This is a genomic window from Novosphingobium sp. Sphag1I (assembly GCF_056279125.1).
Genome location: NZ_JBWBQS010000011.1, coordinates 23,166 through 40,165, shown reverse-complemented (window position 1 = coordinate 40,165; position 17,000 = coordinate 23,166). Strand labels below are relative to the sequence as shown.

Annotated in this window: 12 protein-coding genes; 6 read left to right on the top strand and 6 right to left on the bottom strand. The window is 62.5% G+C overall.

The features are described from left to right. Window positions 1-119 precede the first annotated feature (119 nt). Both ACZ9HU_RS13830 and ACZ9HU_RS13825 read right to left on the bottom strand, forming a co-directional pair. Window positions 120-1,082 (bottom strand): sugar phosphate isomerase/epimerase family protein, encoded by a 963-nt coding sequence (locus ACZ9HU_RS13830; RefSeq protein ID WP_476105792.1) that lies wholly within the window; start codon window positions 1,080-1,082, stop codon window positions 120-122. Then, on the bottom strand, window positions 1,082-2,317 hold the full coding sequence (locus tag ACZ9HU_RS13825; RefSeq protein ID WP_476105790.1) for an MFS transporter: 1,236 nt from the start codon (window positions 2,315-2,317) through the stop codon (window positions 1,082-1,084). The genes ACZ9HU_RS13830 and ACZ9HU_RS13825 overlap by 1 nt, the downstream gene beginning before the upstream one ends. Before the next feature lie 92 nt (window positions 2,318-2,409). On the opposite strand from ACZ9HU_RS13825, the gene ACZ9HU_RS13820 reads away from it, so the two are divergent. From ACZ9HU_RS13820 to ACZ9HU_RS13795, 6 genes are all read left to right on the top strand, one after another. Further along, complete coding sequence (locus tag ACZ9HU_RS13820; RefSeq protein WP_476105787.1) at window positions 2,410-2,955, top strand: gluconate 2-dehydrogenase subunit 3 family protein; 546 nt, start codon at window positions 2,410-2,412, stop codon at window positions 2,953-2,955. A gap of 22 nt (window positions 2,956-2,977) precedes the next feature. Continuing rightward, on the top strand, window positions 2,978-4,663 hold the full coding sequence (locus ACZ9HU_RS13815; RefSeq protein ID WP_476105785.1) for a GMC family oxidoreductase: 1,686 nt from the start codon (window positions 2,978-2,980) through the stop codon (window positions 4,661-4,663). 20 nt (window positions 4,664-4,683) lie between these two features. Further along, window positions 4,684-5,694, top strand: a complete 1,011-nt coding sequence (locus tag ACZ9HU_RS13810) for a LacI family DNA-binding transcriptional regulator (RefSeq protein ID WP_476105783.1) — start codon at window positions 4,684-4,686, stop codon at window positions 5,692-5,694. A 306-nt stretch (window positions 5,695-6,000) separates the two neighbouring features. Then, window positions 6,001-8,292 (top strand): TonB-dependent receptor, encoded by a 2,292-nt coding sequence (locus ACZ9HU_RS13805; RefSeq protein WP_476105781.1) that lies wholly within the window; start codon window positions 6,001-6,003, stop codon window positions 8,290-8,292. 86 nt (window positions 8,293-8,378) lie between these two features. Further along, a complete protein-coding gene (locus ACZ9HU_RS13800; RefSeq protein WP_476105778.1) occupies window positions 8,379-10,358 on the top strand; it encodes a glycoside hydrolase family 3 protein in 1,980 nt (659 codons plus the stop codon). Window positions 10,359-10,366: 8 nt separating this feature from the next. Then, window positions 10,367-11,692: a GntP family permease gene (locus ACZ9HU_RS13795; RefSeq protein WP_476105776.1), complete on the top strand. Its 1,326-nt coding sequence runs from the start codon at window positions 10,367-10,369 to the stop codon at window positions 11,690-11,692. Here ACZ9HU_RS13795 and ACZ9HU_RS13790 read toward each other — a convergent pair. Genes ACZ9HU_RS13790 through ACZ9HU_RS13775 form a run of 4 tightly spaced genes read right to left on the bottom strand, consistent with a single transcriptional unit; the run spans window position 11,689 to window position 16,875 of the window. Further along, window positions 11,689-12,633: a right-handed parallel beta-helix repeat-containing protein gene (locus tag ACZ9HU_RS13790; RefSeq protein ID WP_476105774.1), complete on the bottom strand. Its 945-nt coding sequence runs from the start codon at window positions 12,631-12,633 to the stop codon at window positions 11,689-11,691. The genes ACZ9HU_RS13795 and ACZ9HU_RS13790 overlap by 4 nt on opposite strands. Before the next feature lie 11 nt (window positions 12,634-12,644). Next, on the bottom strand, window positions 12,645-13,877 hold the full coding sequence (locus ACZ9HU_RS13785) for a RecQ family ATP-dependent DNA helicase (protein WP_476105771.1): 1,233 nt from the start codon (window positions 13,875-13,877) through the stop codon (window positions 12,645-12,647). Between the two features lie 6 nt (window positions 13,878-13,883). Next, window positions 13,884-15,758, bottom strand: a complete 1,875-nt coding sequence (gene recQ / locus ACZ9HU_RS13780) for a DNA helicase RecQ (RefSeq protein WP_476105769.1) — start codon at window positions 15,756-15,758, stop codon at window positions 13,884-13,886. After that, a complete protein-coding gene (locus ACZ9HU_RS13775) occupies window positions 15,670-16,875 on the bottom strand; it encodes a serine hydrolase domain-containing protein (RefSeq protein ID WP_476105768.1) in 1,206 nt (401 codons plus the stop codon). The genes recQ and ACZ9HU_RS13775 overlap by 89 nt, the downstream gene beginning before the upstream one ends. Window positions 16,876-17,000: the final 125 nt, after the last annotated feature.

Here is a 17,000-nt window from a genome sequence, read left to right as displayed (position 1 = left end):
ACAGGGGCTATGCCCTGTCATAAATCAGAATTTACGTTCTGATTTATCCATGACCTTATAAAACTGTCAAGCGTAGCCATCGCCGGGCCAGCCATCAGGCCCGGCGATGGCCCAACCCATTACGCCACGAATTTGGCCAGATAATCGTGGCTGATCTTCATCGATTCAAAGCGGTCGCGCGTGAAGGGCGCTTCCTGTTCGACATAGAAATGTTCAACGCCCGAATCGACGCAGGCCGGCAGGATCTTGTGCCAGTTGAGCATGCCAAGGCCCACTTCGGCCGGATCCTGCGCCAAGGCATAATTGGTCTTGGTCGAGGACTTGATGTCTTTGAGGTGGACCATCTTGATCCGGCCCTTCAACCGGCGGATTTCAGCCGCCGGGTCCAGACCGCCGGCCGCGGCCCAACCCAGATCGAGTTCGAGGAACACCAGCTTGGGGTCCAGTTCGCCCAGCAGGACGTTCCAGCCCGTGGTGCCGCCCTGCGGACGGAATTCCATGTTGTGGTTGTGATAGCCCATCTCGATGCCATAGGGCTTGAGCGCGGCGGCGCGTTCATTGAGCACACCGGCCAGACGCTTCCACATGTCCAGACCGCCTGCATCGACCGCCTTGACCAGGGCTTCGCGGACATTGCCGTTGGTGGGCATCACGAAATCATCGGGCAGCAGCGGCATGGGCAGCACCGCCTTGTGAATGCCCAGCGTACCCAGAGCGTCCGCGATTTGCTGCGGGCTGCTCATCAGCGTCAGCGAGCCGGGGGGAAGACGCTGGGGCATGCCCATGTGGATGCAGCCAAAGCGCACACCCGCCGCATCGGCGTCGGCGCGCAGATCCTTGGGGTTGCGGCCATAGAGGCCGGGGAGTTCGAAATCGGTATAGCCAATGGCCGCCAGACGCTTGAGCGTGCCCGCCATGTCCTTTTGCGCGGCTTCACCCAGAGCATAGAGCTGAACGCCAAGCGGCTTGTTGATACGCTTGAAGAGCGGCGTGCGCGGTGCGCCAAAGGCGGGTACGGCAGCGGCAAGGCCACTCGCGCCCATGGCGGCCAACAGGCCACGGCGATTGATATTGATGGTCATCAGGCGTCCTCCGAAGCTCCGACCGGTGCGGCCGTGGGCGGGTGAAAAGCAAAGGCCAGTACAAGCGCGCCAAGCGTGGCAAGACCGGCAGGAACAAGGAACAGCGTGCGGTAATCCACCACGCCATCGGCCCCCGTCAGCTTGGCGACAAGGTTGGGGAAGAAATAGCTGGCCACCATATTGCCGATGCCAAGGATCAGCAGGTTGAACAGGCCCTGTGCGCTGGAACGCACGTCTTTGGGAAAGGCTTCGTCCACGAAGATGTAAACCGTGGCGAAGAAGAAGGCGTAGCAGATGCCGTGCAGCAATTGCACCGCAACAATGGCCGGAATGCTGTCCGACAGGAAAGAGAAGGCGAGGAAACGCGCCGCATGGCCCAAAATGCCCACGATCATCGTCTTGCGCCAGCCCAGCTTGCCCAGCACCGTGCCCAGCACCAGCATGGTCAGTACTTCGGCGATCTGGCCCAGTGAGAGGACGACCATCGACAGGTTGCCCGCAATCCCGACGCGATTGGTTAGGAACGAGTCCGCCATCACGAAATAGCCATTATGCACGACCGAATCGATGAAGGTGACGAAGAACAGCACCGCCACAAACGGCTTTTTCAGCAGGCCGATGGCGCGGCGCCATGCCAGAGCATCGACATCATCCCCGCCCTTTTTCGGCGGCGTGTGGGGCAGGGTGAGCGAAAAGGCCGCCAGCACCAGTGAGATCACGCCCGAAACGATGAAGATCGAGCGCACTTCTTCCGGCCCCGAATGCGCGCCCAGAATGAACACGAAGGGCCATGACGCCATCACCCAGCCTACGGTGCCGCCCGCGCGGACCGTGCCGAAATCCTTGCCTTCCTTCAGGTTGGCAAAGGCGATCGTGTTGGTCACCGACAGGGTGGGGACGTAAAGCAGGCTGTAGGCCAGATAAAAGGCGAAGAAGGGCAGGAACTGGGTCGAGAATGCTGCGCCCATCATGCACAGGCCGCCGATCAGGTGGCTGGCCGCCAAAAAGCGTTCAGCCGAGAAGTTGCGGTCGGCAAACTGATTCGAAAAGAAGATGCCCACGACCGAGGCAATGCCCCAGCACGAGCCGACAAGTGCCTGTTGTCCTGCGGAAAAACCGAGCATGCCCATGTAAGGGAACAATTTCGGCGCCCAAGCCCCCCAGATGGCCAATTGCAAGGCCATCATGATGAAAAGGCTTATTTTTCGGGTCTGCGATGAAGTGGTTGTTGACAAGGCCTCGTCCTCTGTCCCATATTTTTGTAAACGTTGCCAGAACGAAGCGGCATCGGTCAAGAATCAAATTTCGGGAAGAGGAGAAGATGAGGATGATCGAACTCGATCGCCGCCACATGCTTGAAGGTCTTGCTGCGCTCATCGGATTGAGCGCGCTGTCCGGCGAAGCTCTTGCTGCTGCAGCAAAAAAGCCTCCTCTTCTGGATGCTCCCACCACGGCTCTGCTGGTCGCGGTTTGCGACACGCTGATCCCGCGCACCGACACGCCCGGCGCGGTTCAGGTCAAGGTGCCCGCCACGATTGACGCCTTGCTGCGCGACTGGGCCAACCCTGCGCATCGCGCCGCGCATCTTGCTGCGCTCAAAGCCATCGACACCGCCGCCCGCGCCAAGACGGGCAAGCCTTTCGCATTGCTGACGCCTGCTGCGCGCAAGACGTTCCTGTCGGCTTATGATGCGGAAAATTTTGCCGGCAACCCCGACTATTACAAGCTCAAGGACCTGCTGGTCACCGCCTATTACATGAGCGAACCGGGCGCGACGCAGGAATTGCGCTATGAACATATCCCCGGCGCGTGGGAGCCTTCGATCCCGCTGACCAAGGATACGCGCGCATGGGCCGGGCATAACGTCGGCTGATAAGAGATTCTGGGAGAGTAAGATGTTCGACGCCATTGTAATCGGCTCTGGTATGAGCGGCGGGATTGCCGCCAAGGAATTGTGCGAACGGGGCCTCAAAACGCTGGTTCTGGAGCGTGGCCGCAAGATTGAACACGGCGCGTCCTACAATGACTGGATGCAGCCGTGGGATCTGCCCAATGGCGGCGGCGTGCCCGAGGAAGTTCTGGCCAAGGATTATCCGATCCAGCGTCAGTGCTATGCCGTCAACACCGCGACCCAGCAATATTGGGTCAAGGACAGCCAGCACCCCTATGAAACCCCCGAAAACAAGCCCTTCAGCTGGATTCGCGGCTATCATCTGGGTGGCCGCTCGATCATGTGGGGGCGTCAGACCTATCGCTATTCGGAAATGGACCTGAGCCAGAATGCCCGCGACGGGCATGGCGTCGACTGGCCGATCCGTTATGCCGACCTTGCGCCGTGGTATGACAAGGTGGAAACCTTCATCGGCGTTTCGGGCGAAAACGAAGGCCTGCCTCAACTGCCCGACGGCAAGTTCCTGCCCGTCACGCCGATGACGGATGGTGAAAAGCTGTTCAAGGCGGCGGTTGAGAAGAATTTCGCGGGCCGCAAGGTCATCATGGGCCGCTGCGCCCACCTGACCCAGCCCCAGCCGCACCACATCGAACTGGGCCGTAACCCTTGCCAGTATCGCTCGCTGTGCGAACGCGGCTGCTCGTTTGGCGCCTATCATTCCAGCCTGTCCTCGTCGTTGCCCGCGGCCCAGCGGACCGGCAATATGACGCTGGTGACCGACGCCATCGTGCATTCGATCATCACCGACCCCAAGACCGGCAAGGCCACGGGCGTCCGCGTGATCGATCAGAACACCAAAAAGGCGACGACCTACGAAGCCAAGGTCATCTTCCTGTGCGCCTCGACCATCGGCAGCGCGCAGATCCTGCTGCAATCGGGCAATGAGGCCAACCCGCGCGGTCTGGCCAACAGTTCGGATCAGGTCGGCCGCAATCTGATGGACCATGTTTACGGTCCCGCGGTGATGGCCTTGATGTCCGGCCCGGAAACCTTCCACCGTGGCCGCCGTCCCAACGGCATCTACATCCCGCGCTATCGCAATCTGGACGGCCAGAGTGAGCCTTACCTGCGCGGTTATGGTTTCCAGGGCCGCGTGATGCGTCAGGGATGGCACGGCGTCGCCATGAGCGCACCGGGCGTAGGTGTGGAACTGAAGAACCGCATCCGTCATCCCGGCGAATGGATGGTGGGCCTGTCGGGCTTTGGCGAAATGTTGCCCAACCCGGAAAACCGCGTCACGCTGCATGCGACCAAGAAGGATGAATGGGGCCTGCCGCTGCTCAACATCCATTGCGAACATGGCGCCAATGACAAGGAACTGGGCCGCGTCATGCTGGAAGATGCCAAGGCGATGGTCACGGCCGCGGGTGGTCGCATCATCCGCGAAAGCAGCAAGCTGCACCCTCCGGGCCTTGGCATTCACGAAATGGGCACCGCGCGCATGGGGCATGATCCCAAGACCAGCGTGCTGAACAAGTATAACCAGACCCATGACGTGCCCAACCTGTTCATCACGGACGGCGCGGCCATGACCTCCAGCGGTTGCCAGAACCCCTCGCTGACCTATATGGCCATGTCGGCGCGGGCGGCCTATCATGCTTCGGAATTCCTGAAAGCGGGCACGATCTGACGGGGGAGTTAAAGCAAAGCGTGGTCACCATTCGCGATATTGCCAAGCGTGCAGGCGTCTCGGTGGCCACGGTTTCGCGCACGTTGCGAGAGCCGGAAACAGTGCGTCCGGCCAAGCGCGATGCGGTCAATCAGGCCATCGAGGAAATGAAATACGTGCCCAACGCAATTGCCCAGCAATTGCGTCGGCCACGGCACGAGGCGATCATTGTGATCGTGCCCGCAATCGCCAACCCGTTCTTTTCCGAAATCGTGCAAAGCATCGAGAATGTTGCGCATGAGCTGGGATACCGGGTCTTGATCGGCGAGACACAGGGCAAGCAGGAGCGTCTTGATTATTATGCCGAAATGGTCACGTCGCGGGTGGCGGACGGGCTGATTTTGCTCGGCTCGCTGCTGCCTTCGGTGGTGCGCGCCACGGTCAAGGCGGGCAAGCCTTTGCCGATGCCGCTGGTGCTGGCGTGTGAAAGCTATGCGGGGTTGAATTGTCCGCATGTGGTGATCGACAATGTCGCGGCGGCCCATCTGGCGGTGCAGCATTTGATCGAAGTGGGGCGCAGGAAGATTGCCACCATCACCGGGCCGATGATCAATACGCTCAGCGCGGATCGACTGCGCGGTTATCATGCCGCGATGGTTGAGGCCGGGTTCAGTCCGGAGCCGGGCTGGATTGTGGATGGTGATTTTTCCATCGAATCGGGTCATGCGGCCATGCTGCGTCTGTTGGCATTGGAATCACGGCCCGATGCGGTGTTTTGTGCCAATGACGAAATGGCCATTGGTGCGCAGCAGGCGATTCACGAAGCGGGCCTGAACGTGCCGCAAGATATTGCCATCGTTGGTTTTGACGACCTGCGCTTTGGCGCTTTTGCCTCGCCGCCCTTGACCACTATTCGTCAGCCGACCAGCGGGCTGGGTGAAACGGCGATGCGGATGATCGATTCCATGCTGCACAACAAGCCCCTTACAGAGCAAAGTGTTGTATTGCCGCATCAGTTGATCATTCGTCGCTCATCGGGTGCACAGGACTGACTTGCACCTAATAGATGTTGCCGCTAAACGGTAATGCACAAGAAGCGTGGAGCCACCGAAACTGGCCCGGCATGAATGGAGAGGATTGAAAGGGGTTTGCGGCTTTTTGCCGCATTTATTTCCCGAAATTTTGAAAACGATACCAAGCCTTGCCTGCATTGATTCCGGTCGAGCGGTAAGGGGCAATACCCAGTAAGCTGTTGCCAATCTGATAACGTTTTCATTCGATGGCCGCTGACCCCCGCGCCGCATGATCTGCGGCGGGGCAGCTATGTAAATTGCTTAAACAGGAGAGGGATAGGCAATATGAAGTTTTCACGTATTCTGGGCGCCTCGGTGCTAGCTATGGCCGTTGCCAGCCCCGCCATGGCGCAGGAAACCCGCGTCAGCCCCGATGGCGACATCATCGTGACCGCCACGCGTTTTGAAACGCTCGCGTCCAAGACCCCGATCGCGCTGACCGCGGTTTCGGGCGACGCGCTGCGCACCGCGGGCATCACCAACCCGACCAATCTGGGCGACCAGGTCCCCAGCGTGATGATCAACCGTAACAACGGTCTGCAGATCACCATCCGCGGCGTGACCAGCTCGGACGGCACCGAAAAGGGTGATCCCTCGGCCGCCTTCATGATGGATGGCGTCTATATCGCCCGCCAGCAGGCCCAGGAAACCAGCTTCTACGACATCAGCCGCGTCGAAGTTCTGCGTGGTCCGCAGGGCACGCTCTATGGCCGCAATACGACGGCCGGCGCGGTCAACCTGATCACCAACCGCCCGACCTTTGACAAGATCAAGGGCAACCTTGACGTTGCCTATGGTAACTATAACAACACCCAGGTCGGCGGCGCGATCAACGTTCCGGTCACCGAAAACCTGGCCGTGCGCGGCGCGTTCAACTTTGACCACCGCGACAGCTTCCTGAAGGCTGGTGCGAACCTGTCGGGTCTGAACCTCTCGCCCTTCAAGGACAATATCTCGGGCCGCCTGCAGGCGCTGTTGAAGTTTGATGGTGGTGAACTGCTGGTTCGCGGTGACTATAATGAAATGCGCGGCATCACCTCGAACGCTTTGCCCACCAGCAACTTCTATTCGGGCTACACCACCAACACCGTCATGCCGGTCTATACCGCCAACGGCAAGTCGAACGCCCAGCTGCTGACGCTCAACGCGCCGACCGCCGATGGTCTGCCCAAAGTCAGCGCGGCCAACGACCTGCGCCGCAACAATGCCGCCTATGGCCTTGATGTGGACTTCAAGTATGACTTTGGTGCGGTGACCCTGAACTATCTGGGTTCGTATCGCGAATTCAAGCGCCACGAAGGCAATTACAGCTATTATGGCCCGGTGAATGCGGTCAACATTGGCGGCATGGCCCCCAACAAGTTCGACGGCTGGTACTGGCAGAACAGCCAGGAACTGCGCCTGTCGACCAATGGCACGGGTCCGGTGCGCGCTCAGGCCGGTATTTACTACTTCAAGGAACGCGCTGACATTCAGCTGTTCATCTATGACCGTACCAATGGTGCGACCGGCCTGCGCTTCACGCCCAACCAGACCGGCTTTGTGTTCGGCTTCCCCCAGCACTATGTGATGTCCTCGTCGGTGGCCGGTTTTGGTCAGGTGACCTACTCGCCCACCGAAAAGCTGCACATCACGGCTGGCGCGCGTTACACCAAGGATGAAAAGGCCCGTACCGGCGCCACTGTTCAGTGCGCCTATACCTCGGCCTGCAACACCACGGGCGACATCGTCACCCCCAACATTGCCAAGCGTCAGTATGAAAAGGCCACCTGGAAGGTCGGCGTGGATTACAACCTGAACGCGGCCACCATGCTGTTCGGTACGGTTTCGACCGGTTACAAGGCTGGTGGTTTCAACGACGGTTGCGAAGCCGGCACGGCGGTTGGTTGTACCTTGCCCGCCAGCACGCTGTACTATCAGCCCGAAACGCTGACCGCCTATGAAATCGGTGCAAAGGCTCGTCTGTTCGACAACAAGCTGCGCCTGAACTTCTCGGCCTTCCACTATAACTACAACAACCTGCAGCTGACCCAGGTCGGTCCGTTCTGCGCCGGCGGCACCCAGTGCACCCAGACCACCAACGCCGCTTCGGCCAAGGTGGATGGTATCGAAGCTGAGGCTGTCTATAACATCGTCAAGAACGGCAAGCTCGACGTTCAGCTCTCGCTGCTCGATGCGCGTTACGGCACGTTCTATCCCAATGCCGCAACCTATCCGACGCTGAACCTGGCCAACACCCGTCTGGACCGTTCGCCCACCACCACGCTGACGGTTGGCTATACCCACACGGTGCCGTTGGCCAATGGCGGCGAAATCATCGCCGGTGTGCGTTCGAAGTATTCGAGCAGCTATAACATGCTGGCGCTCTCGATCTACAGCCGCTTCGTTCAGCCGTCCTATACGCAGACCGAAGTCAACGTGACCTATAATTCGCCGAACAAGACCTATTACGTTCAGGCCTATGGCAAGAACCTGGAAAACAACCTGCTCGTCACCGCCGTTGGCGCGGGCGTGAACGGTACGCTCCAGGTTTCGGACCCTCTGATGTACGGCGTTCGCGCCGGCTTCAAGTTCTGATAGTAACCTAACCCTGACCTGTGGCCGGGCTGCCTTTATGGCGGTTCGGCCACCTTTATGTCTGAACGATAAGGAGAGAATGTCTTATGCTGCGCAAAACCCTCATGATGTCATCTCTCCTTGCGCTGGCGGTTCCCATGGCGGCCCTGTCGGCCGCGCCCAAGGGGCCTGCCACCAAACAGCCTGTGGTTGAAAGCCGCAGCAAAGCGATCATCACCGTCAAGGGCCTGCGTTTCCGCGATCTTGATGGCGACGGCAAACTGACCCCTTACGAAGACTGGCGCCTGTCCCCCGAATTGCGCGCGGCCGATTTGCTGCGCCGCATGAGCGTTGAGGAAAAGGCGGGCCAGATGCTGCATGGCACTTTGCCCGGGCTCGGCGGTGCGATCGGGCGGTCGGATAAGGGCTATGACCTTGAGGCCGCCGCGCCCATGCTGCGCGAAAAGCATATTTCCAGTTTCATCACCCGCCTGCCGCTGGCCCCGGCCGCGATGGCCGAACAATCGAACGCGGTGCAGGCGCTGGCCGAGAGCACCCGCCTTGGCATTCCCGTCACCATCAGCGCGGACCCGCGCAACCATTTCCACCACGTTCTGGGCGCGGGTGAAAGCGCGACCGGCGTGACGCAATGGCCCGAACTGCTGGGCCTTGGCGCGCTGGGCGATGTGGCCCGCGTCAAGCGTTTTGGCGAAATCGCCCGCATGGAATATCGCGCCGTCGGCATTCAGGAAGCCTTGAGCCCGCAGGTCGATCTGGCCAGCGAGCCGCGCTGGAGCCGCATCACCGGCACGTTCGGCGCCGATCCGCAATTGTCCAGCGTGCTGGGCGGGGCCTATGTGCAAGGCTTTCAGGGCGCCCCCAACGGTCTGGCCCGTAATGGTGTGATGACCGTGGTCAAGCACTGGGTCGGCTATGGCGCATTGCCGGAAGGGTTTGACAGCCACAATTATTATGGCCGCATCGCCAAGCTGACCACCGCGCAGCTCGACATGCATATTGCCGCCTTCAAGGGCGCGCTGGCGGCGGGTTCGGCGGGTATCATGCCGACCTATCCGATCATCACCGGACCCAAGCCTTTGGGCAAGGATCTGGAACCCTATGGTGCGGGGTACAGCAAGGTTTTGCTGACCGATCTGCTGCGCAACAAATTGGGTTACAAGGGCATCATCCTGTCCGACTGGGCGATCACGGTGGATTGCAATGAACGCTGCAGCAACCCGACCGCCGAAAACCCCCAGCGCCCGCAGGACATCTCCACCGCATGGGGCGTCAATGACCTGACCGTCGAACAGCGCTATGCCTTGGGCATCAAGGCGGGCATTGACCAGTTCGGCGGCACGCAGGATGTGGCCCCGCTGCTCTCCGCGCTGAAGAAGGGGATGATCACCACCGCCCGCCTCGATGAATCGGTGCGCCGCATTCTGGTGGCCAAGTTCAAGCAGGGCCTGTTTGACGATCCCTATGTCGATCCGGCAGCCGCCGCGCGCATGATTGCCAATCCCGCCAACCACGCCCTTGCCGAACAGACCCAGCGCGAGGCGCAGGTGCTGCTCACCAACAAGGGTCTGTTGCCGGTGGCGCCCGCGGGCAAGAAGGTCTGGCTGTTCGGCGTCGAACCCAAGGCGGCGCAGGCGGCTGGCCTGACCGTGGTGTCCGATCCGGCGCAGGCCGATTTCGCCGTGGTCCGCGCCGAAAGTCCGTCCGAAATGCTCCATCCCAACCATTTCTTTGGCGGGCGTCAAAAGGAAGGCAGTCTGGACTTCCGCGACGGCGATGCGGCCTATGACGCGCTGAAATCCGTCAAGGCGGCGGGCAAGCCGGTGGTCTTTGCGATCTTCCTCGACCGTCCCGCGATCCTGAGCAATGTCGTGGACAAGGCCGACGCGATCCTCGCCAATTTCGGCGCCAGCGATGCCGCCGTCCTCGACGTCGTGCTGGGCCGTGCCAAGGCCAAGGGCCATCTGCCTTTCGAACTGCCCTCCAGCATGGCGGCGGTGGAAAAGCAGGACCCGGCCGTGCCCAATGACAGCGAAAAGCCGCTGTTCAAGATGGGCGCCGGTCTTTAATCCCGGCGATGCTCGCGGCTGACATCTGGCTGCTGGGGATCAGCATCGGCGGGATCGCTCTGGCGATCCTGCTGATTGCGCGGCTGGGGCTGCATCCGTTTATCGGCTTGTTGACGGGGGCCTTTGTCACGGGCCTTGCCGCGCAATTGCCGCCCGAAAAATTGGCCCAGACGATTGAAAAGGGCTTTGGCGATATCCTGCGCGGCACCGGCATGGTGGTCGCGCTGGGGCTGGGCCTTGGCGCGATGTTGCAGATTTCGGGCGGGGCGCGGGCGCTGGCCAAATCGGTGCTGGACCGCACCGGGGATCGCTATGCCAGCCTGGGCGGGATGGTGGCGGCGCTGTTGATCGGCATGCCGTTGTTTTTCGAAACCGGCACGGTGCTGCTGCTGCCGATTATTGCTGCGGGCATGGCGGACAAGGCGCAAAGCGGGTCGCTTCGGCTTAAGGTCATGCTCTCGACCTTGGCGGGCCTGTCGGTTCTGCATGCGCTGATGCCGCCGCATCCGGGGCCGCTGATCGCGGTGCGAGAGCTTGGCGCCGATCCGGCGCGCACGATGTTGATGGGCCTGTTGGCCGCTATTCCCACGGCGCTGATCGCCGGGCCTCTGCTGGCGCGGTTGACCACACGCGGGGTGGTGACGGAAAACCTGCCTCTGATCGAACCGGATGACGGGTTGGCGACACCGGCATGGCGGGCGCTGATCGTCCTGCTGCTGCCGGTGGTGCTGATCGCGGCGGGGGCCTTGATGCGGATGGGCGGGGGCGAGGTTTCGCCCGTTGTCGCCTTGCTTTCCGATCCGGTCGTCGCGCTGTTGATCGCCAATGCGGCGGGGCTGTTGCTGTTGCTGGGCCCGCGCATGGTCGATCGCGGGCTACAGGATATGATCTGGCGCGAGGCGATGTTGCCGGCGGGTGGCATTCTGCTGGGCATTGGCGCGGGCGGGGCGCTGAAACAGGTGCTGGTTGATATTGGCCTGCCCGCGATGTTCGGACGTATGGCACAGGCCAATTTCGTCGGGCCGGTGGTGATGGCATGGCTGGTGGCCGCCGCGATCCGCGTGGCGACGGGTTCGGCCACGGTGGCGACGATCACCGCCTCGGCCATCATGGCGGGGGTGATGGGCCAGCAACAGGTTGACCCCAGCCTGCTGGTTCTGGCGATTGGCGCGGGGTCGGTGTTTTTTTCCCACGTCAATGATCCGGGCTTCTGGCTGGTCAAAGCCTATCTGGGCACCAGCACGCGCGACACGTTCCGCACATGGTCGATGCTGGAAAGCGCGATCTCGGTGGTGGGCTTGGGCTTTGTGCTGATTCTGGCGCGGGTGCTTTAAGGGCGGGCGTAGCGGACCACGCCCGGATCGATCTGGTTTGCCCCGATCACAATCCGCCCGCCGGACCAATCGCGTACAAAGGCCGGGCCACGCGGCGCGCCGGGCGCCATTTTCAGCGTATTGCCCTCGATCACCAGCCCGTCGGTGGGGTGGTCGCGGCTCTCGGCGGACAGGGCGATGATCGTACCGGGGTTTTCCTTTCGCGGCCCCTGTACCATCCAATTGCCGGAAATCCGCCCCGTGCTGCCCGCAGGCAGGTCGATCAGATAGTTTGAATTGCGCCCGCCGGTGTCGTCGATGACATTGTCGCGGATATCGACCACGCGGGCGCGGATCTTGATGTAATGGCCGCCGTCGCCCATTTCGAACCGCGATCCGGTGATTGTCACACGGTCGTAGAAATTCAGATAGACCGAATGCGCGCAGGACAGGCCCCGGTCGCACCGCCCCAGATGGGTGAAGGTCGAATGGTCAATGGCAATCGTGCCGCGCGGGTCATTGTTGGCAAGGATGCCCTCGTCACTGTCGCGAAACCAGCTTTGCGTCACGGTCAGATTGCCATGTTCAAGGCGGATGCCCGAACCATTGCCGTCCTGATGGCGCATATTGGCAAAGATCAGCCCCTCGACGCGCGACGAACGTCCGCGCAGCACCAGCGCCGCCTTGTCTTCGCACAGGCGTCCGTCGAAGATGGTCTTGCCCGGCACGGCGGCGACGAATTTGACATCACCCGCGATCTGGGCCGCGCAATCGCGCCAGCGGCCTGCATCGATGCGGATCGTGCCGGTCTTGTCGCCAATGGCGAAAAGCGCATCCTGAAGCCGGTTGAACTTCTGGCCCGTCTCCACCACCGTATAGGGGCTGGTCTGCTGATAGGCAGCCTGAGCATGAGCCAGAGCAGGAGCGCATAGCGCGGCGAGCAGGAGGAGAGGGCGCTTCATGGACGCCTGCTTTAAGCGCTGCGCGTTAAGATCCGCCCAACGGCACGCATCATCCGCAAAGGCCAGCGCACGCAGCGGTCGCAATGACCACAGGTGCGGGGCGGATGCCCCCCGAAATGGCGCAGCAGCACCGCGCGGCGGCACCCCCATGTGCGGATGAAACGCTCCATAGCCCGCCAGCGTCCTTCCTGTCCGCGCTCATTCCCGCTGGCGATGGCGCGGTGGAGGCCGCCTTTCAGATCCTTGTCCGCCCACAACAGCAAGGCCAGCGCGGGCGCTCCATCGCGGCCCGCACGGCCCGTTTCCTGATAATAGGCCTCCACCGACAAGGGCGGCGAGAGGTGGACGATGAAGCGCACGTCGGGCTTGTCCACCCCCATGCCAAAGGCGATGGTCGCCACCATCACCGCGCTGGGGCTGTCGAAAAAGCGTTGCTGATGGGCGCGGCGTTGTTCGGGGCGCATGCCCGCGTGATAGGGCAGCACGCGGCGGCCTGTGCCCGACAGCGCATCTGCGGTCTGCTCCACCTCGGCGCGGGTGCGGGCATAGATGATGCCGGGGCCGGGGTTCTGCGCCAAAACCTTGCGCAATTGGGCCAGCGTGTCGCCCAGAGTCGCCCTGCGACGGACAGCGGCATAATGGATGTTGGGCCGGTCATAGCCGCCGATGATCCGGCCATCCTCGGGAATGGCGAAATGGGTGGTAATGTCGGCGGCGGTATGTGCATCCGCCGTGGCGGTCAGGCACAGGCGCGGGGCGGGATGGGCGTCAAGCAGGGGCAGCAGGGCGCGGTAGTCGGGGCGGAAATCATGGCCCCATTCGGACACGCAATGCGCCTCGTCCACGGCGAAGAGGGCGATGGGTATGTCGGCCAGCAGCGCGGCGAAGTCCTCACGCGCGGCGCGTTCTGGCGCGACATAGAGCAGGTCGAGCGCCCCCCGGCGCAGCAGGTCGATGGTGCGGCCCTGATCCTCGTCCGCGCTGGTCAAAGTGGCGGCGCGCAGGCCATGGGCGCGGGCGGCGCGCATTTGGTCCTGCATCAAGGCGATCAGCGGGCTGATGACGATGACCGTGCCGGGCAGCAGCAGCGCGGGCAATTGATAGGTCAGCGATTTGCCGCCCCCGGTGGGCATGACGGCCAGAGTATGCTTGCCCCCCATGATGCGCTCGATAATGGCGCGTTGGGTGGGGCGGAAATCATTATGGCCGAAATGCTCGTGCAGCGCGCCCGTTAATTCATCCATGCCAATTCATCCATATTCGCGCACGACCCGCAGGAAAGCGTCGCCATAGGCATCCAGCTTTTTTGCGCCGACGCCCGAAATCTGGGCCATTTCCTGCATCGATGTGGGCCGCTCGCTGGCCATCTGGCGCAGGGTGGCGTCGTTGAAGATGACATAGGGCGGAACCTTCGCCTCGGTCGCCAGATCGCGGCGTAGAGCGCGCAGGGCCTCGAACAAGGGATCGCCGCTGGGGTTGGGGGTGGTGCCACGGTCGCGGCGCACGGATTTGGTGCGTGCAGGCGGCTGGGCCATGACCATCGCCATCTCTCCGCGCAACATCGCGCGCGCATCCCCGGCCAGTTGCAGCCCGCCATGTTCAGTCGCCTCAAGGCACCCGCGCGCCTGCAAAGCGCGGGCGAGGGGGCGCAGCAGCGCGGCATCTTCGCCCGAAACAATGCCATGGACCGAGAGCGTATCATGGCCGCGTTGGCGGATCAGATCGTCGTCCGCCCCGGTCAGAACCTGGCTGACATAGCCCAGCCCGAAACGTTGCCCCGTGCGATAGACGCCCGAGAGCAGCTTTTGCGCCAGTTGCGTTACCTCGATCACCTTGGGCGGGGACAGGCAATTGTCGCAATTGCCGCAATGGGGTGGCGCGTCCTCGCCGAAATGGCGGCGCAGCAGGGCGCGGCGGCATCCTGCGGTTTCGACCAAGGCGGCCATGCTGTCCAGACGGGTGCGTTCGCCTGACTGGCGTTCGGGCTCAACCTCGCCAATGCGCTGGCGGGCGCGGACGAAATCCTCGGCCCCCCACAGCATCAGCGCCACCGAAGGGTCGCCATCGCGCCCCGCACGGCCGGTTTCCTGATAATAGGCCTCGATGCTTTTGGGCAGGCCCGCATGGGCGACAAAGCGTACGTCCGGCTTGTCGATGCCCATGCCAAAGGCGATGGTGGCCACCATCACCATGTCTTCGCTGGCGACAAAGGCGGCCTGATTGGCGGCGCGCATTTCCGGTGGCAGGCCCGCGTGATAGGGCAATACCCGGCGCCCGGTCGCGCCCAATTGCTCGGCCAGTTTTTCCACCCCGGCGCGGGTTCCGGCATAGACGATGCCGGGGCCGGGGACTTCGGCCATCAGTGTTTTGATCTGCGAGAGGGGATTGTCACGCGGGGCGATGCGGTATTGAATATTGGGCCGGTCAAAGCCCGACACGATCAGGCCATCGGCCGGAATGCCCAATTGGTCCAGAATATCGCCGCGCGTATGCGCATCCGCCGTCGCCGTCAGCGCCAGTCGCGGCACATCGGGAAAAGCATCCATCAACGGGCGCAGCAGCCGGTAATCGGGCCGGAAATCATGGCCCCATTGCGACACGCAATGCGCCTCATCAATGGCGAACAGGCCGATGTTCGATTGTTCGAGCAATTCCCGGAAATGCGGCTGGCTGGCGCGTTCGGGCGCGACATAGAGCAGGTCGAGCGCCCCATCACGCAGCGCCGCCATCGTCGCGCCCCGGTCCATGTCGGCGCTGGTCAGGCTGGCCGCGCGGATGCCATTGGCGCTGGCCGACCGCAATTGGTCGTGCATCAGCGCGATCAGCGGCGAAATCACCACGCAGACGCCGGGCATCATCACCGCAGGCAATTGATAGGTCAGCGATTTGCCCGCACCCGTCGGCATCACGGCCAGTGTCGATTGGCCCCCCAGAACGCGTTCGACCACATCCTGTTGCACCCCGCGAAACCCGGAAAAACCGAAAATGCGGTGGAGCGTGTCGAGCGGATTGAGCGTTTGCGTGTTCACGCCCCCGCTATGGCAGAGCGGGGCGGGAAGCGGAAGCGCGTGCGACCACTTCTTCTTCGCGCGCGGTAAAGGCGCTGCGGCCCTTTGGCGCGTCATCGGCGACCGCTGTGGTGAAAAAGGCCATGCCCCGGCCCCGCACCGGATCGATCCAGAGGCCCGATTTCAACCCATAGGCATCGCCCGCATGGCCGATCCGCTTTACCCCATCGCCAAACAAATCATCGCGGCACCCCTTGCCGCCTTCTGCCAAAGTCTGCACCGCCAGCCCATAGGCGCAGAAGAACCCGTCCCCCTCGCCATTTTCGCCAAGGCCGTTGGTGCCGTCAAAGCGCCATTGCGGGCGGATCATCTCGGCAAAGGCCGGGGCGCTGATGAAACCCTTGCCGCCCCGCGCCATCATTTGCCCGATCCGCGCCAGATCCATCATGTTGATCCGCAGCCCCCCTTGCGGGGAAAACAGCGCGCCATTCTCGCCCGGCCGATAGGCGGACAGGTCGCAATTGTGCCCCGGCGTCACCTCGACCGGACAGGCGGGCAAGGCGCCATGCAGGTCATCCTTGGCCACATCGCCATTGGCGCGATAGAGGACGACCGCCTGCCCGGCCTCCTGCGCCGAACAGGGCGACCAGTTGTAGCAGGCCGAAAGCCCCAGCGGCGCAAGGACAAGCCGGTGCATCAAATGATCGAACCGCTCGCCCGTTGCCTTTTCCATCACGCTGGCCACGACGGGAAAGTTGAGGTTGGTGTAATGGAACCAATCGCTGCCCGGACCATGCACCTTGTCCCATGCGCGCGGATCGGCAAGGCGGGCACGCAGGCTCTCGCCCAGCGGGATGACATAACCGGCATCATCAGTGAGGCTGGATCGGTGCGAGAGCAGCAGGCGCAGCGTGATCGGCACGTCGGGAAAGGCCGGATTGCGCAAGGGCCAGCCCAGATAATCCGACACGTCCCGATCCAGATCGAGCGTCCCGTAATCCACCAGCCGCATCACCCCCAGCGCCACCACCAGTTTGGAAATCGAGGCGATGCGCACCGGCGATTGGGCGTCTGCGGGGCGGCCCGTGACGCGATCGGCGGCCCCTTCGGCCAGAACCACGCGGGTTTGGCGGCGGTCGAATTGCACCGCCACGGTTGCGGGCACAGGGGTGGGGCCAGAGGCGGGGCCAGAAGCGGAGATGGCGGCGGCCAGCAGGAGCGCGGATAAAGGCATGGACGCAGGATTGCCGGGGGGCGCCCGCCGGTCAAGTGGATTAGGCAATAGTGCGGGGCCGGGACTTTCGCCGAAATTCACCATATTTCCGCAAGAACAGGCAGGCAGCAGCAAAGCAGGCCAAC